The organism is Pseudomonas sp. R76, assembly GCF_009834565.1.
Taxonomy (GTDB): domain Bacteria; phylum Pseudomonadota; class Gammaproteobacteria; order Pseudomonadales; family Pseudomonadaceae; genus Aquipseudomonas.
The window spans coordinates 13685-33148 of the sequence record NZ_CP019428.1 but is presented as its reverse complement, the minus strand read 5'-3'; the positions used below and the strand labels follow the sequence as shown (position 1 = coordinate 33148).

Here is a 19464-nt window from a genome sequence, read left to right as displayed (position 1 = left end):
ACCTTCTATCCGAACAACGTCAACCTAATAAGCACTACACTAGCTGAGACTAACATGAGCTCCTATATCGTCGGGACAATCCCTCCATATTTCAAATGATCAGATCTAGCAAGTCGAGTGACGAATTAAAGGTCGGGACAGCAGAATCATTTCTCTACCTGGAACGGGACGGCGTGCGTTAGATTATGTCTATAACTGACGTAGGTGCATAATCGCATCGATGATGGCTAGTGCATTTTTGTCCAGCGTATCCATGGCCCCCATTGCATTCTCGGCAACAGTTATCACTCAGTTCTCTGAGATCCATTTCGTCACTTCGCCGCTGCTAGCGCGTGCTGGTTGTGCAGGAGTTGTGTGAGAGCGTCCGCCCTGGCTATGTTGGCTTGAGAGTTTTCTAGCACGGGGAGAGTCCTTAAGTAACTGGTGCTGGAAGACTAGCTGAACACGCCGTTGGCTGAAGAGACTTCTTCAGATCCGCTGACACCTGGTCATTTGCACTGACTTGACGACTCATTTGCAATCGATCTAACCAGCCATTTGCAACGGATTTGATCTCCCAGCAACCATGATAGGCAGAATCTGCCAGAAGCAGCCGTTGGTTGCGGCCGTGGTGAGATTAGGTTGTGACTAAGAAACTAGGGGCGACTCAGCCAGATGCTCTGGACTCGTCACCATCTCGTAACAACGCATCGCTAGACTAAGTCGAATGGGCCAGACCTTCTCTGGTCTAGAGGAGGCCTACTTGTCCTCTCCATCCATGCGAACAGATTCAACTGACTGCTCTGACAGCTTGGTGCCAGCTGCGGAGTACGTTCGCATGTCTACTGATCACCAACGCTACTCCACGGAAAACCAATCAGCAGCCATTCATGCTTACGCCATGAGCCACGGCATGAAAATCGTCACAACTTACCAAGACGACGGGAAAAGTGGCCTAGATATCGGCGGCCGTGATGCTCTGCGCCGATTGCTTGACGACGTCCAGGCCGGACATACCCAGTATCAGGTGATTCTTGTCTATGACGTCAGTCGTTGGGGACGCTTTCAGAACACGGACGAGAGTGCCCACTATGAATACCTTTGCACCAGCTCCGGCATCAACGTGGTGTATTGCGCAGAGCCATTTGAAAACGACGGCTCGCCTCTAGCAACCATTTACAAAGGTATCAAACGATCCATGGCGGGGGAGTACAGCCGAGAGCTTTCCCAAAAAGTCTTCGCTGGTCAGTGCCGCCTCGTTGAAAAAGGTTTTCATCAAGGCGGCCCGGCAGGATATGGATTGCGCCGCGCTTTGATCGATGAGAAAAGTGAATTCAAGGCAGAACTGTCGCGAGGCCAACAGAAAAGTCTTCAGACCGACAGGGTTATCTTAATTCCGGGACCCGAAACCGAAATCGAGGTGGTTCAACACATCTATCACCAGTTCATCCACAACGGGATGAGTGAGCACGAAATTGCCGATGCACTGAACGCCGGAGGGCTGATTACCGATTTCGAGCGCCCCTGGAGTAGAGGTAGCGTGCACCAAGTGCTGACCAACGAGAAATATATAGGTAACAACGTCTACAACAAAACGTCCTCCAAGCTACGTAAACGTATCAGCCGCAACCCACCCGAAAAGTGGGTCCGATGCGATGGGGCGTTCCCGGGAATTGTCTCACTGGAGGTGTTTGCAGCCGTTCGCGAAATCATCTTGCAACGCTCACGCCGCTTGGACGATGCACAACTGCTAGAGCTGCTTCGCACACTGTTACGGCGAGCGGGCTCGTTGTCCGGGATGCTCATCGATGACCAAGACAACATGCCCTCCAGCACGACCTATATAAATCGTTTCGGCGGCCTTTTACGTGCCTATACGCTCATCGGCTACACACCAGAGCGAGACTATAGGTATTTGGAGGTCAATCGCTCACTGAGGCAGCTGCATCCGCAGGTTCTTGAAGATGTTGTTAAACACTTCAAGCATGTGGGTGCCGGAGTCGAGCTCAATATTCAGAGTGACCTACTGACAATTAACGATGAATGGACAGCATCTGTGGTCATCGCGCGCTGCCAATCCACACTGGCAGGTACTCTTCGCTGAAAGCTCCGGTTTGAAAACAGCCTGACACCCGACATCACCATCGCGGTGCGCATGGAGCACGAAAATCTACAAGTGCGGGACTATTACCTCATCCCCAGTATGGATATGGGGGCGTGGCCGCGAAAAATGTCCGAAGAAAACAGCCCCTTAATAGACAGTTACCGTTTTGCAACGCTGGACGTACTTGATGGACTTGCTGCGCGTTGCTCGCTGAAGGAGGCACGTCAATGACTGTCCCATCAACCTCGCGTGATCGCGTCGCACTGATTCCAATATCACATATCCACATCCTCAATCCACGCACGAGGAACAAGAAGGTTCACCGCGAGCTTATAGAAAACATAAAAACGGTAGGACTCAAGCGCCCCATTACCGTAAGTCTTAGAACCACGCCTCTGGGGCAGATCAGCTACGACCTCGTATGTGGGCAAGGCCGTCTTGAAGCATTTCTTGCACTAGAAGCCACAGAAATTCCAGCGTTTGTGATTGATGCCGTGGAAGAAGACTGCTTGGTCATGAGCTTGGTAGAAAACGTAGCTCGAAGGCAACACAGGCCGATAGACCTTATGAACGAGGTCGGGCGCCTGAAAGAACGGGGCAAAACCGATGAGGCGATCGCAGTAGTAATTGGCAGCACAGCCTCTTGGGTCAGCATGATTGTTGGTCTACTTGAACGCGGTGAAGAAAAACTCCTGTCAGCAGTCGAGACAGGGTTGATACCTCTAAGCATGGCAGCCGATATCGCCCGTAGCAGTGAAAGCGACATTCAAAACCTACTTACTGACGCCTACGAGCGTGGAATAAAAGGAAAGAAGATTACCAAGCTGCGTCACCTTTTAGAGCTACGTGCCAAGAAAGACAAACTGGTGCGGGGAAGCCCGCTGGGTCGTGATAGCCAGAATAAGAAGAAAAGACTGACGCCCGCAGACTTGAGAAAACTATTCGAACGAGAAGCCGAGCGGCAGCGCCTGATGGTTAAAAAGGCTGCTTTTACCCATGAACGGGTCATTTTCTCCATTCAGGCGATTAAAGAACTCTTGGCAGTTAGTGATTTCGAAAAACTTCTTTCTACAGAGCAACTGAATTCGATGCCCAAGCTGATACAGGCTCGGCTTCGCAATGGGGGACTGTGATGTCTGAGAAATGGCTCGAAACAGCGGCCCCTCAGTCGACTCACCCTCTAAAAAATGCTTTTTTGGATGAGTGCGTTCGAGTCAAAATAGCCAATATCCTGCCGCTTAAAATCTCACGGTCCGCGGTAAAAGAAAGCCTGAAATACCAGCAAATCCTCGCGTCGATCCAGGACGTCGGACTGGTGGAACCACCCGCTGTAACACCGGTACCTGGCCGCGCCGGACATTACTTTTTGGTTGATGGGCACCTGCGTATTGAAGCGCTCAAAGATCTAGGTGAATTGGAAGTCGATTGCCTCGTAGCAACGGACGATGACACCTACTCATATAACAAACGCACCAACAGATTATCTGCCGTCCAAAGTAACAAAATGATAGTGCGGGCGATGGACCGTGGGGTCTCTGCGGAGCGGCTTGGCAAAGCGCTTGGATTGGCACCGGAGACAATCAAGCAAAAATTTCGCCTGTTAAATGGTATTTGCGCAGAAGCTATTTCGCTCCTGGGTGACACAGACTGCCCCGCAAACGTATTCCATCTTCTGCGGCAGATGAAACCATTGAGGCAAATCGAAGCGGCTGAATTGATGATTGGAAATAAAAATCTTTCTGTCCTGCTTGCTAAAGCACTTTTGGCTGCCACTCCATCAGACCAGCTAGTAGTACCTAGAAGCCCCCAACCTGATCAGCAGATCTCTGCAGAGTCAATTGCTCGGCTAGAACGTGAGCTCGCCGCCCTGCAGATGCAAATCAAAACAGTGGAGGAGGGCTACGGACCTGATGTACTTCATCTCACAGTCATCAAAGGCTACCTAGCTAAGCTACTCGCCAACGCAGCGGTGGTTCGGTGGCTGGCCAGACATCAACCTGAGTACCTGAAAGAATTCCAATCCATCGCTGAGCTGAAGGAGCTCCCTTGGGGAAGTGACGAATCAAACTCTGCCGTAGATGGGCTAACTTAGGCAGTTCAGCTATACGCTCAACGCTTTTCGCTCTTAAAGGAGTCGTTAAAAAAGTCATCCCTAGCGATCAGACCGAAATCCTCGCCGACAAAAGCTCTGTCAGCACGACCATCATCGTTGAAGAGGGCTTGGGTACGCCGTTCCTGCTTGAGATTAGCAACTGCCTGAAAGAAGCAGCCTTCACATAGGTGCAGCTCATAGCGCTCACCATCATGTTTCGTGCCGTAGCCCCAATTTGCTTGGAGGGTGGCGAATTGAAGTTGGCCACTTTCCCCTCGGACGGAGAGCTGACAGACATCACACATGACATCAATTACGGATTCAATTTCTACCTTACCAGTAATGTTCATCATCACCCCTACCCACTTACATCGACTTGATCGATATCACTTCCACATACCTAAATTTCTTTCTAACCATCCATAGTAGCTTCTTGCTTCACAACCAGGGAGCTCAGCGCATCAGCCTCGTGCACCAGAATCAAATTATCCTAGGAAGAGGAAATGCCATTTCAACACCCTGAGTATCCACCCTACATTCCAGTTATTAAATGGCAAAAAGCTGAGCAGAACGCCTTGGAAGCCATTGATGAACAGCTCGTTGGTCATGACTGGCCGTGCATATCTGACTTCCAGATTTAATCATCCGTGCCGATAACAGTCTGATACCTTTCAGGCTCCCGGCGGGTCAGTGCTCAACCGGTATTGACAGATAGGTAGCGCTCAAGCTTTTTAGGCACCATTCACAAATCAGGGAAAGAGTTAATGCCTGCATTCAAAGGAAAAAACCTTCGCTCCGGCGACTTAGCCGAGCAACTGGGAACACTGCTCCTCCAAAACCTTGCATTGGTAGCGCCTGTTCCTCGCACGGAAGACGTCGGCGTGGATGTCGTAACGACTCTTTTAGAGGACTTTGACAATCGCCTGTTCAAGGCAACGAACAGCTTCTACGTCCAGATTAAGTCCAGTTCCGTTGACTCAATCGAATACGAAAACGACGAGGTGGATTGGCTTTTTGCGCTGGAGTTGCCGTTCTTCATTGCAAGGGTGAACAAACGGTTGCTGGGGATTGAGCTGTATTGCTGCCACGCCCTGCATGAAGCATTCGTGGTAAACAAAGGTCGTAGGGAGCTTAGAATCGAGTTCGGAGAAGGCTCCGAAATCGATGAGCTCATGGCCCCGGACGCCGTGGTGAATGTCGGCCCGCCAGTGTTTTCTTGGTCCATGGACGACGTCGAAAAGGACACAGGTCTACGCGCCCAATTTAGCGCGGTATGTAAGGCTCACATAGAGATTGCGAAGCTCTCCATGGAATTGCGTCGCGTGGGACGAGTGGAAACGCTGACCTGGGAAGTGAACCAACTGCCAAAAGTCGTAGGATTTAGATCTCTTGATCCACAATCACCCGAAAAGATTCTAGACATCAGCAATCTTGCAATCCCGTACCTGGTTCCCTTTCTGGACCTATGCGTTCGGCATGGTGATGACTATTGGCTGGGGCAGATACTTCGTCTGACACAAGAGCGTAGGTTGCAGCTATATTTATCCAGAACTAGGCCGGAATCACCGGATGCAGAGGTTCCAATCCCGGAGGAGTTTCAGTTTATTTTGAAACACCGGACGAATGACGCAATTATCAAGGAGCGACTCTTGAGAGAGCGTAGGTCGGATACTGGTTATGAAAAATGATGACCCCGTTCAGGTCGCGATATTCACGCGCTACGGTTTTTAGCGCGGCTTGGAAACGAAGCTTTGGTGAGCGCTTCAGCGACAGCTTTCCCGCATGTCGAACGAATTTGCATTGGCGAATCGCCACATGTAATCTGAGATACTGAATTATTTCCGGATTGTGGTAGTGACATGGGGTATCAGATGCCCATCACGCTTTCCAGACCGATCAGTCTCACCGCGCCCATTCTCAGCAAGGAAGCCCGACATGAGCCATAACGTGAAACAGAAAATGAAACCACATCCGCCACAGCGGAACGTTCGACAGCGTGATTGCGTCCTACTGTAGATAGCCTCGACTGTGGATAGCTTCGGCACGTTAATATTGACCGGTGTGTGCCTAGGCCTTCTTTCGCGCTACTTTTTTCTGTGAGCTTATGGCCATTAATTTTGAAAATGCCCCTCTGATTGAGGTCATAGTGGAGCTTCGCTGGGGAGCAGCTCTGCCGTTTCCTCCTCAGGGCCTCTCTAACGCCCCCACACATCTGTTCAACGTGAACCTGGAAGCTTCTCAGCATGAGGAGTTTTTCATGAATTTTGGCGCAGAATGTGGCTCTAGAGGTTTGCAACGAGCCGAGCGCATTGTGCCTCAAGGATTTCCCGTGATACCCGGGCAGGTTGTCTATCGCTTTCGATCCAATGATCGATCGCTACAGAACCTTTTGCAGGTTGGCCCAGGGGTTTTCACAGTGAATGGCTTGCCTCCGTACAAGGGCTGGCCTAGCTTTGAAGCATTCATGGGCCGTGGGATTGATGCATTGTTGGCTTCTCGGCCGCTGAATGAGACGGAGAATGACTTTTCCTCTGTAAACATTCGATTTATCAATGGTTTCGGCAAAGATTACTTTGAGGATACCTCGAGACTGGCTTTTTTGAAGAGCCTTGGCTTCATTGTCCAAGTCCCAAAAGAGCTGGAGGCAGTTTCCCAAGAAGATAACTCAACCTTTTTTAATATGAATTACATAACCAATTTGAAGGGCGGTGCTAAGCTGCAGGTAACAGTCGCAGAAGGCGTAAAAGAGGGTGTTCCAATTCAAGTCGTCGAGCTAGGAACGACACATGAGAGTGTGCGACCGACAAAGAAAGATTTGCTTGAAATAATAAATATTTCACATGATCTGATAGAAAAAATTTTCATGGATATGACTGCTCCAATACATTCAAAGATGAAGCCGAAGGAGGTCTAAAATGTTAGAATATTCGAACGATTTATTCCATTCCGCTCTATCAGTTTCTATATTGGCTGTAGGAGCAGCTTATTGCGTGAACTCCTTGAACGGTACATCTGCACAGTCTTATCATGAGACTGCGCAAGCTCTTGCTGCAATTGACGAATTTGCCGAGCTTAAGGATGGGTGGGCTGGGCCTGGCTCTTTAGCACCTACCCGAGTTATTAGGGAAATGGCAAAGGCCGCTATTCTTACTCCTAAGTTTTTATCTCCTATGCCAGATATATCTGCAATGCCGAACGGCACCATTGCATTCGATTGGGAAGCTGATGCCGGTTGTGCAAATCTAGAAGTTGGGATTGATAATTTCTCGTTTTATTTAGACCTGGAAGGCTCTTTTTTCCCTCTGTCTGGTGCGAGTCAAATGATCCCAGTGCTGGAGATAGCTGATATCATTTCTGCGTGTTTTCATTCAACACCTATTATACAGCGGACGCGGCCAACAAGTTACTCCGAAAGGCCTAGGCTGGCAGTACCGGCTTATGCCTAGAACTGTCAAGGACGATGAGCTAATAGTTAGAAGCTTACGGAAAGGCTGGGTAAAAAAAGGAAAGCTCCAATATGGAGCTTTTCGTCCACCCGCAGAAGTTACTGTTGTTTCTGTCTTAAACGGCTCGCTAGGTGATGATTTCTGTAAAAGTAAGTCGATAGAAATATGTAAGGCAGACTATATAGGAATGGCATCTTTACTCGCGGGTGAGATTCGCGCGTTAGAAGCTGATGTGATTGATGCTCCTGAAGATTTTGAAGGGCATCTTCATATTGACCACATTGACCCTCCGGCCCCATCTAGCAATCCACTGGCCCCAGTATTGAATAAAGCGCTCAATGACCGCTGCAAAGCACTGGCAAATAAAGCCAGGCTAAATATTGATATAGATCCAACTCATCCGCAGTGGACTGGCCCAGCACTTATCTGACCATTCCATCCGCTCCGCAGAGGCACATGTCGGTGGGTACCTAGAGCAGATATGGCCATTTGGGGCTCATCTTTGTGACCCGACGAATGCTACTTATCCATACGCGCGCCAGCGAAGTCGGGGGGGCACTTACGCTAGAATACGTGCACTCAGAAGCGCTACTCATCCGTGAGCGTCCTTTTCGATCGCTTGCACTATCGCCGCTATCAGTAGGCACTTAAAAAGTCCATGCCTAAACCTGATCAAGCGGCACCACCAAATTTTTGTAGATAACCGAAAGCGCGCAACGATGCCCATTCATCTACAATGGGCACGAAAAACACGCGGCGTGTTTAGACTATCAATGGATAGAACTGGCTACCCTTCACTTTTAGGAAAGAAATAATAGTAAGATGCTGTCGCCTGATTCCATGTTGTTAACAGAGCGTCCTTATTTTTTTCAACCCATTCAGAGAAGCTAGAAATATTGTGAGGTAATTCACCGGTTACTGAAGATATATCTCTTGGATCATCAAGATATATTCTCCAAAAATTTGTACCATTTGTAAACTCAACGTTAGGTCGGTCTGCCTCCCCTGAACAGAAGCACGCTGCTGTTGGTACCTCCAAGGGATTTTTGGGCAACCAGTACCCTTCCAGGCTACACAACATTTCCGCAGATACTGGATGTATGCCCACACCTATAAGTCCAGGTCTACCATGACGCTCAAAATCATAGGTTTTGAAAGCTCCTTTTTCATAAGCACTTACTTCTGAAAATAGACTTACGTCAACGCTTCCAAAATGAAGATACCAAGTAGACTCCTTCGTTGGCTTCTTTTTCATTAATCTAAAAATTTCTTCTTTAGGTAACACACCGAGATCATAGTAACATGAAAGTCCCATTTGCTTTCTAAAGTCATTTGACTCTTGAACGAGCTTACTAAATTTCTCATAGGAGATGAGACCCGTAGCCGACCCAGTTTTCAGAAAAGCTTCTCTATCAAATTTATCAAGATCTCGGCTATCGACTTCAATTCGAATAGCCTTCTTATTCTGAGTATATTTATTTTTTGATTTTATACCACTATTTCTCTCCGCTGCTGCCATTTGTTCGGCGGATAAAATTTCTGATCCATTCCATAAACCATGGCCTTCAGCGTCAGTACTAGTTGTGAACCATACAACAGGGCGGATTATCCCGTAATGCTGTGTTCTCAAGTGTCCGAGTCGAAGGCCTGTTACGAAAATTGCCCGCGCTAAAGGTACCGAGGTATAATGATAAAGCTTCATATAGCTTCCATATTAAATATGATGTATGCGTCTGAATAAGCCGGTTTGTTGCCTATTCGGCAGACGTCGCTTGTGCCACCGTTGCAAGGACTAGTACATAACAGGCTCGTTCAAAGTGACTGTTTTCCATTCCGAGGACGTTTGCTTTGTGAAGGGCCTTCACAAAAAAGATTTCCCTGTCTCATTCATTCCCACCCGCACGGTAACTTGAAGATCTATATCGACAAGCTGCGGCCTGTTAATAGATTTGAATGGTCCCACTTCTGCGGATATTAGCTGAATACACACTGATCCTTGGCCGTTTCGGCATCGGTAGGATTGAAAGTAAGCTATAAGCCATCATGCCGTCCATGCCTTGGACAATCGTAGCAGTCTGCACTGCCACACACTGATGTGGCTCGAGATCCGCCGACATGGGTTCATAGGAGACGCGCCCGTCAATCTGGCATTAGAATCGATGGACTTCATTAGTAAGTTGATCTCATGAAATTCCATTCTGATGGTCCATCCATACCCGATGTCCTTCTGGAACGCTCTGATGCCGGCCGCGTGGTGTTTCTTTGCGGTGCCGGGGTCTCGTTGCCATCTGGAATGCCGAACTTTGTCGACCTCACACGATACGTAATAGAGTTTTTTGACCCACCAGTTGACTCAGACATCATGGCCGCATTTCGCCCGTGGTTGGATGGCCCATCTGGCGCGAATGTCCCTCTCGACCAAATCTTCAACCTACTCCATCTCGAGTATGGCAAGGATGAAGTTAACGCTCTTGTCACAGAACGCTTAGCTTCGCCCCCAGAATTCGGAAGCATTGGACGTGAACACGGTCTGATTAAACGGATATCCTCAAACCAGAGCGGCGTGCCGCAGATAGTCACAACCAACTTCGACCGCCTTTTCGAGATTGGGCGACAGGAAGATCACCTGGTTTGGCACGTGCCGCCTGCTTTTCCGGATCTGAATTTTGGATCGAAAATAGAGGGAATTACGTATCTGCACGGACGATTAGTGGACCCGACTTCCGAAAGTCACCCTTACGTGCTGAGCAGTGCCGACTTTGGACGTGCCTACCTCTCAGAAGGATGGGCAACCAACTTCATTAGGCACCTCCTCGAACGTCATACCGTTGTTTTAGTCGGCTATCAGGCAGAAGACCCGCCAGTCAAATATCTGCTTCAGGGCCTTAACCATGATGGTCTTTATGACCGGTCTCGACTCTATGCCTTCGACCGTGGCCGTCCTGAGAACATCGAAGCCAAGTGGCGTGATCGAGGTGTCACAGCAATAGCCTATGCTGGTCATTCGGATCTGTGGAGAAGCATGGAGGCTTGGGCAGATCGGGCAGACGATCCACGTAAGTGGCGAGCATCCATAATCGTTAAAAGCCAACAGGATCCGAAGACATTGGCTCCTCATGAACGCGGCCAGGTTGCTCATGTCCTCCGAACAGCTCAGGGAGCAAGATTGTTCTCGGTAGCTGATCCAGCTCCCCATCCTGAGTGGGTATGCGTGATGGATGCAAATGTCCGATCAGGACCACTTAGCAGCGGCTACGGAAGTGACGCAGAAGCTTTCGACCCTATGATCGCCTACGGGATTGATGACGATCTGAGAGATATTTCTGAGGATGATCGTAGGCAGGGCGTCAGCAATGACAATCTCTTAATCTGGTGCGATGAAGACGACAACCCCCATGAGTTTCATCGGCTGGGCGGTCGACAGGCTGACGGTTCCGAGGCGACACCGATAAGACTTGGCCACCTTATCAACTGGGTCAGCAGTTCCATCGAAAGCCCCGTAATGGCATGGTGGGCCATTCGTCAGAACGGTCTGCATCCGCGACTGCTACAACAGTTCGAACGGCAAGTGGAGCAATCAAAGACTCTCAGCGAACGTGCTCGCCATATTTGGAACCTCATCCTCGAGCACCATCGCGACCCTCGCAATCGGAATTGGAATGGTGAATGGTTTAGCTTGACGAACCGTATCAATGCGGAGGGGTGGACGGCCAGTACCCTAAGAGAATTCCGGAAGGTTGCGACTCCGCAATTGGAGATCAAGCGACCACCTCGCTTGGGGCAGTCCAAGCCTCCGATGACATCCTGGGAGGACACTCATCTCGGTGATATCGGTCAATGGGAAGTCATATTCCTTGATAAGCACAATGAAAAGTTAGACGTCCCAGACGACCTACTACCACAGGTATTTGGCATCCTGCAGGAGCAACTTACCATCGCCTCAGGGCTGTTGCGGGATATCGAGACCATCTACTTCCGTACACCCACCTGCTATCCGAAACGCGAGGTCGACGGTGAAAAATACGTCACCAAAGCTGCCGAAGCCGTAGTTTGGTTTATTCAACTCTTCGACCAAATGACAGCCAAATGGCCGGAGTTGGCAAGGGCCTACGCGACGACTTGGCCCACTACAGAGCGGTTCATTTTCCTAAAGCTCAAACTCTATGCGTTCAGTAAAGTGGTCATCTTTGAGGCCGACTCTGTTGCTAAGCAAGTATTGCTCTTAGATCAAGAGGCATTCTGGGACATCGATGTGGCCCGGGAGCTTCTCTTCTTGCTGGCTGACCGATGGCAAGAGTTCTCTCAGACGAGTCGGAATCAACTTATCGACCGTATCTTGGCAGGTCCCGATCGGCGTACTCACTGGTCTGACGAAGAGTTCCATGACCTACGAGATGAATTCGCCGCAAGATACGCTCGATATCTCGAATTACGGGGTTGTGACCTTACAACTACTCTCAGTGAGCGGCTTTCCGAGATTATCGGACGTATTCCGGATTGGCACGACGTGTGGGCGACCTCAACGGTCATAGAGCATGGCTCTCATACCGGGTGGGTTGGTACTGACGAAAAACCAGATGTAGTTTTGGATATTCCCGTAAACGAGGTGATATCCAGGGCAAAGGAAGCACTGAAGCGTGACTTTGGGAGCTTTACCGAGAAGCGTCCTTTTACTGGCTTGGTGAAAGTCAATCCGCGAAAAGCGCTGTCCTCATTGACTATCGCAGGTAAGGCTGGCGACTACCCTGAAGCGTTTTGGACGTCCATGATCAATGAGCTCCCAGCAGACATCACACCTAGGCTGAGACGAGCTTTCCTGAACCGAGTAGCACGCCTGCCGTACGCAGTTATCGCCAAACTGCACCATACCTTGGGCCGATGGCTCCAAGAGCATTTAGTTGCGGTCCTTAAATTTGATGATGCTCTAGGTTGGAAAGTCTTCGATCACATCGTCGAAGGCATCCTGAGCGGTGGATCTGATGCTGCGAAGAGTGGTCTTGGCGTAACCCACCAAGGTGGAAAAGTCATTGAACGGTCTTTACGCACATACGGCCACGCTATCAACGGCCCTATTGGCATGTGTACTGAGGCCCTATTCCATGCAATGCCCGGAGAGAAGCAGGAGGCCTGCTCACTAATACCAGATCAAATCAAGTTTCGTGTCGAACGCCTCTTAGCGTCAGCAGGCGTGGGCTCAGATCATGCCGTATCAATAGCGACCAGAAGGCTCAACTGGCTCATGTTCGTTGATCCCTCCTGGACTGAGGAACGACTTGTTCCGTTGTTGGCGTTCGAGCACCCAGCTTCGGAACCAGCATGGAACGGATTTCTTTATAGTGAGCAAGTGCCTCGCCCGCCGTTGCTAGACCTCATCAAACCGCTCCTACTTGACCTATTCCCGTGGGTCGAAAGATTTTCATGGGATCGAGAGCTCTCTAGAGGAGCGGCTGAATGGATAGGATACATACGCGTATTTCGTACAAATCAGCTGAGCGGTATCTCACAAAGCGAAATGCGCTCGGTCCTTCGAGCAATGTCTGACGATACACGAAACCGGTTCATTTTTTGGTTGGGCATAGTCGGACAGAAAAACGAGAGCGGCTGGACGAAACACGTCATTCCTTTAATCAATGAATGCTGGCCGAGAGAACGCCGCTACAGGACCTCTGCATCTATGAGAGCCTGGATCGGCCTGCTTGATGACACTGGCTATAGCTTCCCCGTCGTCTATGAAGCGGTAAAGGAATTCCTGGTGGCGGTGGAGACAAATGACCACCCGTTCTACCGTTTCACTAGGGAATTAAACGATGGAAAGCCGATTACCGTTCTATTCCCTGAAACAACGCTGGATTTGATGAACAGAGTTACACCACAGGTGCTCTCACGTCAGCCGTACGAGTTACCGAAGGTGCTAGCTCTGATCTCGGAAACGGAACCTAACCTCACCTCAGACTCGCGCTATTTACGCCTTATCGATCTTGTCGAGCGAAGCTAACCGTTGAGATTTTGGATTGGGTGATGGTGCTATTGATATAAGCGGGCTGGGAGTTTCAGCCGTGGTCAGTCAACTGAATTTGGAAAATTCCAGCTACCGCTGGTTTTAGCTTGGTGACTGCTGTCACCCCGACGCTACAAATCATCTGAGCAACCCACGCTCTACAAAGGACACAGTCACTATGAGTTCGAAATCAACTGTCACGATCGATGCCGGGGCAAAGTTCCGCCTGCAAGCCGGTCCGTACGACTTGCATACCAATACGCCAAAGTACGGTTTTGAGGTATCAGCGGCTGATGAAGCATCACGCTACCGCGTGATTGATAACTCGCAGATCATGGGCGTGCCCGGTCGGCATTTTTGGGTGTGGGACATCACCAATGAGTCCAGCATGCCGGTGTTTGTCACGCTGACTAAAGACGGCGTACCGTTTGATGCGCGCGCTTAAGTCGAGTAGCCGTTACACGCAATAACCAGCGTACAAACCAAGGCTCGCAGCTCTAACGGCAAGCCGTCGATAGCATCCTGGGCAGCACGCTTATCGGTGGGGTCCAGTATTCACCAGTTTCGGAAGAAGGTCACAGCCGTGAATACGAATGTCCCGAGTCCCGATACGGAGCCCAGTGCCACAAATAGGGGGAGGTACGGCCGAATCAGTTCAGCCTGGTGTTGCCAGAAGAGAAGAAGGTCAATCATCAAGGGGTTTCTTGTAGGCGTCCGGGTATTTAGGGCTCCGGATTGTCGAGCGGTCCATTGAATCGGTCTTTTTAGAAAAAATCGCTGAGGCGGCCGCCGGCACCGCGTGCCCGCAGGCGCGCGGGGAAAGCCTGAATTTGATGATGTGTATTTTTTATTCCACTTAATAAAATTCATTTAAAAAAAATACTGGTTGCTACGAACAGGCAAAACCCCATATATTTGGGCTCCTGACATTGAAAATACTTTGCAGGACTAAGCTTTTTGCTTAGGTAATTTAATAACAAGGTCCTTTAGGAGTGCCATAAAATGCCTCGACCGCCACGCAACTACATCCACGCAGCGCTAGCCAACTTGGCCAAAGCGCAGCAGCAGCAAGAAAAAGTCCTGAATCAGCACACCAAGATTCTGACGAGCCAAGGTGAAGACATCGCCCGGCTGGAAACCCAGGTGAAGGAAATGCGTGACAACGCAATCCGCGCCGAAGTGAACAGCGGCGTGCCGACCAAGACGGTCGCCGAGCGCTACAACATCAGCGCTTCGCGGGTGTCGCAAATTGCGCCACGCCCGAACCGGTGAAGTGGCCCAACCGGCGAGCCCGCAAAGCTCGCCGCGTTATCAGTAACGCTGCTTTTTTTAAAAGCCCCAACGACCGGGGCTTTTTGCTGTCCGGCCGAAAGCATGACCGCAAATTCACAACTTAGCGCTCATGGCCAAATGTCTAGACTCAAATCCGTCAGGCCTGAAAACACTTCCCCAAGCATAGTGAATCGCCCCGGATTATCTAAACACCTTAAAAGCTCGTTGGCCCATACCGAACAAATGTGTCACAACTCCTTGAAACGCAAAGCGGGAAGATAGGAGAGATTTGTACCATGACTGACATAGAGCAGGCTGTAGCTGTGCTACAGAAGGTCAAGAAGGTGGTCTTTTTCACCGGCGCTGGCATCTCCGCCGATAGCGGTATCCCGACCTATAGCGAGAATCTTTCTGGAATCTGGGCAGGATACCATCCGAGGGATTTAGAGACAGCCAAGGCGTTTCGTGAGAACGCAGCATTGGTATGGGGATGGTATCTGTGGAGGCGTCTCCGAGTCGATCAAGCAAAACCAAATGCAGCACATCTTGCAGTACCTCGCATGGCTAACACACACCGCCAGATTTCTGTCATTACCCAGAATATCGATGACCTTCATGAGCGAGCAGGTTCTCTAAATGTGGTGCATTTGCATGGCACTTTGGCAATGCCCAAGTGCTTCGCCTGCCATCGGTCTTCGGCTGTGTCGCCAGATCAATCAGTAATGCCGGATGAAGGCGCTCCAATCGAGCCTCCCAGGTGTGAACGTTGTAACGGCAAAATGCGCCCTGCGGTGGTCTGGTACGGAGAGGATTTGCCGCCACAGGCTTGGAAGAAAGCAGTTCACCTGGTTAAGGATTGCGATCTTCTGATCTCAGTGGGCACCTCTGGAATTGTAATGCCTGCCGCGGGCCTTCCGGACCTTGCATTGGCGTCTGGAGCATCGGTCATTCACGTGAACAAAGCTAACGTTTCAACGGGCGAACAGAAGGAATTCATGCTGGTGGGGGCTGCCGTCGAGATATTGCCAATGTTAGCCCAAAGGATAGAGACCATTCGCGCGGGTTGAAGACTGGCACACCGGTTTTCGGCTAGAAAAAACATAGGGATGTTCCCTTCTTGATAATTTATTTCCACAAAAAAATATTGCCTTCTCTAGGAAGTCTCAACGACCGAGCCCAAGTACTCGCATCGAGCCCAGTACGGGCCTCACTACGTTATTTGATACCTGGCGCACACGCCAAGTCCGTGCATCCAATTACATTGACTTAATCGATACCACTTCCACGAACCTGAATTTCTTTCTGGCCGTCCTAGTCGCCTCTTGCTCAGCAACCAGGGAACTCAGTGTATCGGCCTCATACACAATCTCGTGCATCCTGCCCTCAAATTCGTTTCCCACCCGCAGCGTGACTCTCAGCCTGGGAGTAAAGCTTTTTGAAACTTGCTTTTTTTTCGCATCTTTCAACGGTTCCACCGTCAGCAAAGTAAGCGTCCGAGCTACACCGCCTTGCAACTCAAACCTTAATCCGTTTAAACCACTGGTTCACGCGCTCGCACTCAAATGCCGCTGGATCAAAAACATCGCCATGCCATTCAACCATGGCGTCATGCTCTGGATGATTGGGGTTGGCCATCGCCTCCAGAAACTCCTCGTAACCAGGCCCGCCACCCACGTCTTCCGGTGGGCAAGCATTGGCGCCGTCGATGCAGTACGGCACCTGAGGACAGGCAATAGCGGGTAGCGTTTTTTCGACCTTGATACTGTGATGCCAACTGTCACCAAAGTCGTAGAGATAATTAAATGTCCGCCTTCCGTTCAGCGCCTTGATCAGCGTTTTACGGGCTTCCGGGTTTACCGTCGGCCCCCAGCCATCAGGGTCGGGCATGCCGTAATTCTCACCGGCAATTTCAAACTCATGCAGATGGCTATCACTCCAGCCCATCACGATCTGGATGACATGGTGCAATTTTCCCAAGGTGATGTTTTCAGGCACCGCGAACCGACGCCAAATCTTCGGAGTGATCCACTTCAGCTCGATGTGCAGCAGCAACAGGTCGGGGGCGGGTTTGGGTAAACGGACAGTTTTAACCATGAATCAGGCGGCCTCACAGTGTTCAGTGTGGTTCAAGGATATGTTCCAGGGCAGCAACTCGCTCACCCGATTGATCGGGTGTTCGGCAATGTGTTCAAGCACGTAGGTCAGATAGCCCTGTGGGTTTAACCCGTTTAGCTTGGCAGTACCCACCAGGCTGTAAATCGCTGCGGCTCGTTCTCCGCCGGCATCGGAACCGGCAAACAGGTAGTTTTTGCGGCCCAGCGCGACGGCGCGTAGCGCCCGTTCGGCAGCGTTGTTGTCGATTTCGATTCGGCCGTCATCGCAGTAGCGCATTAAGGCCTGCCACCGGTTGAGGGCATAGAGGATTGCACCGCCCAATGCCGACTTTTTCGACAGTTGAGTCAGCGTCTGATTAAGCCATGCGTGCAGGTGTACCAGCAGCGGACTGGCCCGGCTTTGCCGAATCGCTTTGCGTTGGTCGGGCGGTTGCCCTCGAATTTCGCTCTCGATGGCATACAGGGCCGCAATCCGTTGCAGCGCCTCGGCGGCAAGGGGTGAAGCCTGGTCTTTGTAGACATCGTAAAACTTGCGTCGGGCATGAGCCCAGCAGGCGGCTTCCTCAATAGTGCCTGTCGCATACAGTTGAGCAAAACCGGCGTAGCCGTCAGCCTGCAAGATCCCGCTGAAACTCTTGAGATGAGCGCGCGGATGTTGCCCCTTGCGATCCGGCGAATAGGCAAACCAGACCGCCGCCGGTGTCGAGTCACCCGCAGGTCGGTCGTCGCGCACGTATGTCCACAGGCGAGCCGTTTTGATCTTGCCGTTGCCCGGCGCGAGCACGCCAATCGGCGTGTCGTCGGCATGGACTTTGTGACCGCTCATGACGTGGTGCTCAAGCGCGTTGACCAGTGGCCTGAGCAATTGGCTGCTCTGGCCCACCCAGTCGGCCAGGGTTGAGCGCTCCAGCTCCACGCCCTCACGGGCGTAGATCTCGGACTGCCGGTACAGCGGCAGATGATCGACAAACTTGGAGACCAGCACATGGGCCAACAACCCCGGGCCTGCAAGGCCTCTGGCTATTGGACGACTCGGCGCCGGCACCTGGGCGATGTGCTCGCAGCAACTGCAAACCATCTTCGGACGGACATGGCGAATGACTTTGAAACGTGCCGGAACGTACTCCAGCACTTCGGAAACATCCTCACCCAAATAGCGAAGCTTCCCACCGCAGCCCGTGCATTGCGACTCAGGCTGATGCACGTGAGTTTCGCGAGGCAGGTGTTCGGGCAATGGTTTGCGGCGCAAAACTGCGCGAGGTGCCGGTTCGACTGGCGGTGTCATTTCGGCTTGGCTGACTTGCAGCTCTTCAAGGCTCAACTGAAGTTGATCGATCATCGCGTCCAGTTGCTCGGAGCTGCGACCGAACTGCGTACGACGCAGCTTGGCGATCATCATTCTCAAGCGCTCAATCTCTGCCCGCTGGGCAGAGACCAGAGTCTTCAAGGCTTGAAGATCGTTCGGCAGGGAGTCGGTCACGAGAGTCATGACCGCATGTTACTGGGGATTTTTTCAGCGCGGCAAGTCAGACCGCGAGGACGGGTGCTGTACGAATTGGCCTGCGCCAATCAATACCTTCCAACAGCATCGATAACTGCGCAGCCGTCAGCGACACGCTGCCGCTGGTTGCTTGCGGCCAGACGAAGCGCCCTTGTTCCAACCGTTTGCAAAACAGACACAAGCCGTCGCCATCCCACCACAACAGCTTGATCCGGTCACCGCGCCGTCCGCGAAAGGCAAAGATCTGACCGGAAAACGGGTCGGCTTCCAACTGTGTCTGCACCTGTGCCGCTAAACCATCGAAGCCACGGCGCATATCCGTGACGCCGGCGGCGATCCAGATACGGGTTCCAGCGGGCGGAGCAATCATCGCAGCAACTGCTGCAAGACGAATTGCAGCGTCTGCGGATCGGGTGCGCCCGTGATACGCAGCCTGGCTTTTCCAACCTCAACTGCGATCTCGGAATGACACTCCGCCTGTGGCTGGACGACGTGTGGCAGATCGATTGGCGCCTCAATCACCCGGACGGGCAAAAGCGTTGCGCTCTGGCTGACGGTGCCGAATAACCCCTCCTGATATTGATGCCGCCAGCGAAACACTAGGTTGGCATTGACGTCATGTTCACGAGCGATCAACGACACGGAGGCGCCAGGCTGGAGGGTCGCCTCGACGACTTGGCGTTTGAACGCCAGCGAGAAGTTGGGGCGGCGGCCGGTTCGACGAGCGGGGGCAACGTTATCCAAGATAGTGTCCACTAAAAAATGGTGTCCACTATTTTGGCTAATTTGGAGGGCTGTCAGGAGAGGGTGCTGGCCGGACGGTTACTCAGCAAATCCGGCACGGTGTCTTTTTCGTGTGTATCAATTGCAAGCGCTGGGGTCACAGCCCCACCGAACAGTGCGCGTCGCATCTCTTCTTCTGTTAGTTCCATACTCATCCAATTTCTCAGAAAAAACG

17 protein-coding genes and 3 pseudogenes are annotated in these 19464 nt (G+C 51.3%); 12 read left to right on the top strand and 8 right to left on the bottom strand.

Translation table 11 applies throughout. The features are described 5' to 3' along the window. Positions 1-189 precede the first annotated feature (189 nt). Positions 190-401: pseudogene (locus tag PspR76_RS31165) on the bottom strand (hypothetical protein). Positions 402-757: 356 nt separating this feature from the next. Here PspR76_RS31165 and PspR76_RS00140 point away from each other — a divergent pair. The 3 genes and pseudogenes from PspR76_RS00140 to PspR76_RS00130 all read left to right on the top strand — a co-directional run bounded on the left by PspR76_RS00140 (position 758) and on the right by PspR76_RS00130 (position 4175). Then, positions 758-2314: pseudogene (locus PspR76_RS00140) on the top strand (recombinase family protein). After that, complete coding sequence (locus PspR76_RS00135; RefSeq protein WP_159953438.1) at positions 2311-3216, top strand: plasmid partitioning protein RepB C-terminal domain-containing protein; 906 nt, start codon at positions 2311-2313, stop codon at positions 3214-3216. Before PspR76_RS00140 ends, PspR76_RS00135 begins: the two are co-directional and overlap by 4 nt. Further along, on the top strand, positions 3216-4175 hold the full coding sequence (locus tag PspR76_RS00130) for a plasmid partitioning protein RepB C-terminal domain-containing protein (RefSeq protein WP_159953437.1): 960 nt from the start codon (positions 3216-3218) through the stop codon (positions 4173-4175). Before PspR76_RS00135 ends, PspR76_RS00130 begins: the two co-directional genes overlap by 1 nt. A gap of 17 nt (positions 4176-4192) precedes the next feature. Here the strand turns inward: PspR76_RS00130 and PspR76_RS00125 are convergent, their stop codons facing one another. Next, on the bottom strand, positions 4193-4525 hold the full coding sequence (locus PspR76_RS00125) for a hypothetical protein (protein WP_159961275.1): 333 nt from the start codon (positions 4523-4525) through the stop codon (positions 4193-4195). A gap of 153 nt (positions 4526-4678) precedes the next feature. Between PspR76_RS00125 and PspR76_RS00120 the strand changes: the two genes are divergently transcribed. The 5 genes from PspR76_RS00120 (at position 4679) to PspR76_RS00100 (ending at position 8051) form a co-directional block, all read left to right on the top strand. Beyond that, positions 4679-4816: a hypothetical protein gene (locus PspR76_RS00120; protein ID WP_159953436.1), complete on the top strand. Its 138-nt coding sequence runs from the start codon at positions 4679-4681 to the stop codon at positions 4814-4816. Between the two features lie 123 nt (positions 4817-4939). Continuing rightward, complete coding sequence (locus tag PspR76_RS00115; RefSeq protein ID WP_159953435.1) at positions 4940-5863, top strand: hypothetical protein; 924 nt, start codon at positions 4940-4942, stop codon at positions 5861-5863. Between the two features lie 416 nt (positions 5864-6279). After that, a complete protein-coding gene (locus tag PspR76_RS00110; RefSeq protein ID WP_159953434.1) occupies positions 6280-7089 on the top strand; it encodes a TIGR04255 family protein in 810 nt (269 codons plus the stop codon). Between the two features lies 1 nt (position 7090). Continuing rightward, positions 7091-7621 carry a hypothetical protein gene (locus tag PspR76_RS00105; protein WP_159953433.1) on the top strand — a complete coding sequence of 177 codons (531 nt, stop codon included), beginning with the start codon at positions 7091-7093 and terminating at the stop codon, positions 7619-7621. Beyond that, positions 7614-8051: a hypothetical protein gene (locus tag PspR76_RS00100; RefSeq protein ID WP_159953432.1), complete on the top strand. Its 438-nt coding sequence runs from the start codon at positions 7614-7616 to the stop codon at positions 8049-8051. Before PspR76_RS00105 ends, PspR76_RS00100 begins: the two co-directional genes overlap by 8 nt. A 357-nt stretch (positions 8052-8408) precedes the next feature. Here the strand turns inward: PspR76_RS00100 and PspR76_RS00095 are convergent, their stop codons facing one another. Then, a complete protein-coding gene (locus PspR76_RS00095) occupies positions 8409-9323 on the bottom strand; it encodes a hypothetical protein (protein ID WP_159953431.1) in 915 nt (304 codons plus the stop codon). 483 nt (positions 9324-9806) lie between these two features. Between PspR76_RS00095 and PspR76_RS00090 the strand changes: the two genes are divergently transcribed. From PspR76_RS00090 to PspR76_RS00075, 4 genes are all read left to right on the top strand, one after another. Beyond that, entirely contained in the window at positions 9807-13616 is a 3810-nt protein-coding gene (locus tag PspR76_RS00090) for an SIR2 family protein (RefSeq protein ID WP_159953430.1), read from the top strand. Positions 13617-13797: 181 nt separating this feature from the next. After that, positions 13798-14064, top strand: a complete 267-nt coding sequence (locus PspR76_RS00085; protein WP_159953429.1) for a hypothetical protein — start codon at positions 13798-13800, stop codon at positions 14062-14064. A gap of 557 nt (positions 14065-14621) precedes the next feature. Next, on the top strand, positions 14622-14891 hold the full coding sequence (locus tag PspR76_RS00080) for a hypothetical protein (protein WP_159953428.1): 270 nt from the start codon (positions 14622-14624) through the stop codon (positions 14889-14891). Positions 14892-15187: 296 nt separating this feature from the next. Then, positions 15188-15958 (top strand): SIR2 family NAD-dependent protein deacylase, encoded by a 771-nt coding sequence (locus tag PspR76_RS00075; protein ID WP_159953427.1) that lies wholly within the window; start codon positions 15188-15190, stop codon positions 15956-15958. 189 nt (positions 15959-16147) lie between these two features. Here PspR76_RS00075 and PspR76_RS31160 read toward each other — a convergent pair. The 5 genes and pseudogenes from PspR76_RS31160 to tnpA all read right to left on the bottom strand — a co-directional run. Beyond that, a pseudogene (locus PspR76_RS31160) lies at positions 16148-16366 on the bottom strand (hypothetical protein); the annotation flags it as partial. 40 nt (positions 16367-16406) lie between these two features. Continuing rightward, entirely contained in the window at positions 16407-16985 is a 579-nt protein-coding gene (locus PspR76_RS00070; protein ID WP_078824257.1) for a plasmid pRiA4b ORF-3 family protein, read from the bottom strand. Positions 16986-16988: 3 nt separating this feature from the next. After that, positions 16989-18494 carry an IS66 family transposase gene (tnpC, locus tag PspR76_RS00065; RefSeq protein ID WP_078824258.1) on the bottom strand — a complete coding sequence of 502 codons (1506 nt, stop codon included), beginning with the start codon at positions 18492-18494 and terminating at the stop codon, positions 16989-16991. Between the two features lie 37 nt (positions 18495-18531). Further along, the gene (tnpB, locus tag PspR76_RS00060) at positions 18532-18876 is read right to left on the bottom strand and encodes an IS66 family insertion sequence element accessory protein TnpB (RefSeq protein WP_078824259.1); all 345 of its coding nucleotides are present in this window, start codon (positions 18874-18876) and stop codon (positions 18532-18534) included. After that, complete coding sequence (gene tnpA / locus PspR76_RS00055) at positions 18873-19250, bottom strand: IS66-like element accessory protein TnpA (RefSeq protein ID WP_159953426.1); 378 nt, start codon at positions 19248-19250, stop codon at positions 18873-18875. Before tnpA ends, tnpB begins: the two co-directional genes overlap by 4 nt. Positions 19251-19464 lie beyond the last annotated feature (214 nt).

Excerpts from the sequence above, each read along its gene's own strand:
- PspR76_RS00070 (WP_078824257.1), bottom strand. The coding sequence starts at position 16,985 with ATGGTTAAAACTGTCCGTTTACCCAAACCCGCCCCCGACCTGTTGCTG.
- PspR76_RS00105 (WP_159953433.1), top strand. The coding sequence starts at position 7,091 with ATGTTAGAATATTCGAACGATTTATTCCATTCCGCTCTATCAGTTTCT.
- PspR76_RS00125 (WP_159961275.1), bottom strand. The coding sequence starts at position 4,525 with ATGAACATTACTGGTAAGGTAGAAATTGAATCCGTAATTGATGTCATG.
- PspR76_RS00075 (WP_159953427.1), top strand. The coding sequence starts at position 15,188 with ATGACTGACATAGAGCAGGCTGTAGCTGTGCTACAGAAGGTCAAGAAG.
- PspR76_RS00095 (WP_159953431.1), bottom strand. The coding sequence starts at position 9,323 with ATGAAGCTTTATCATTATACCTCGGTACCTTTAGCGCGGGCAATTTTC.
- PspR76_RS00090 (WP_159953430.1), top strand. The coding sequence starts at position 9,807 with ATGAAATTCCATTCTGATGGTCCATCCATACCCGATGTCCTTCTGGAA.
- PspR76_RS00130 (WP_159953437.1), top strand. The coding sequence starts at position 3,216 with ATGTCTGAGAAATGGCTCGAAACAGCGGCCCCTCAGTCGACTCACCCT.
- PspR76_RS00120 (WP_159953436.1), top strand. The coding sequence starts at position 4,679 with ATGCCATTTCAACACCCTGAGTATCCACCCTACATTCCAGTTATTAAA.
- PspR76_RS00135 (WP_159953438.1), top strand. The coding sequence starts at position 2,311 with ATGACTGTCCCATCAACCTCGCGTGATCGCGTCGCACTGATTCCAATA.
- PspR76_RS00115 (WP_159953435.1), top strand. The coding sequence starts at position 4,940 with ATGCCTGCATTCAAAGGAAAAAACCTTCGCTCCGGCGACTTAGCCGAG.
- PspR76_RS00110 (WP_159953434.1), top strand. The coding sequence starts at position 6,280 with ATGGCCATTAATTTTGAAAATGCCCCTCTGATTGAGGTCATAGTGGAG.
- PspR76_RS00100 (WP_159953432.1), top strand. The coding sequence starts at position 7,614 with ATGCCTAGAACTGTCAAGGACGATGAGCTAATAGTTAGAAGCTTACGG.
- tnpC (WP_078824258.1), bottom strand. The coding sequence starts at position 18,494 with ATGACTCTCGTGACCGACTCCCTGCCGAACGATCTTCAAGCCTTGAAG.
- PspR76_RS00080 (WP_159953428.1), top strand. The coding sequence starts at position 14,622 with ATGCCTCGACCGCCACGCAACTACATCCACGCAGCGCTAGCCAACTTG.
- PspR76_RS00085 (WP_159953429.1), top strand. The coding sequence starts at position 13,798 with ATGAGTTCGAAATCAACTGTCACGATCGATGCCGGGGCAAAGTTCCGC.
- tnpB (WP_078824259.1), bottom strand. The coding sequence starts at position 18,876 with ATGATTGCTCCGCCCGCTGGAACCCGTATCTGGATCGCCGCCGGCGTC.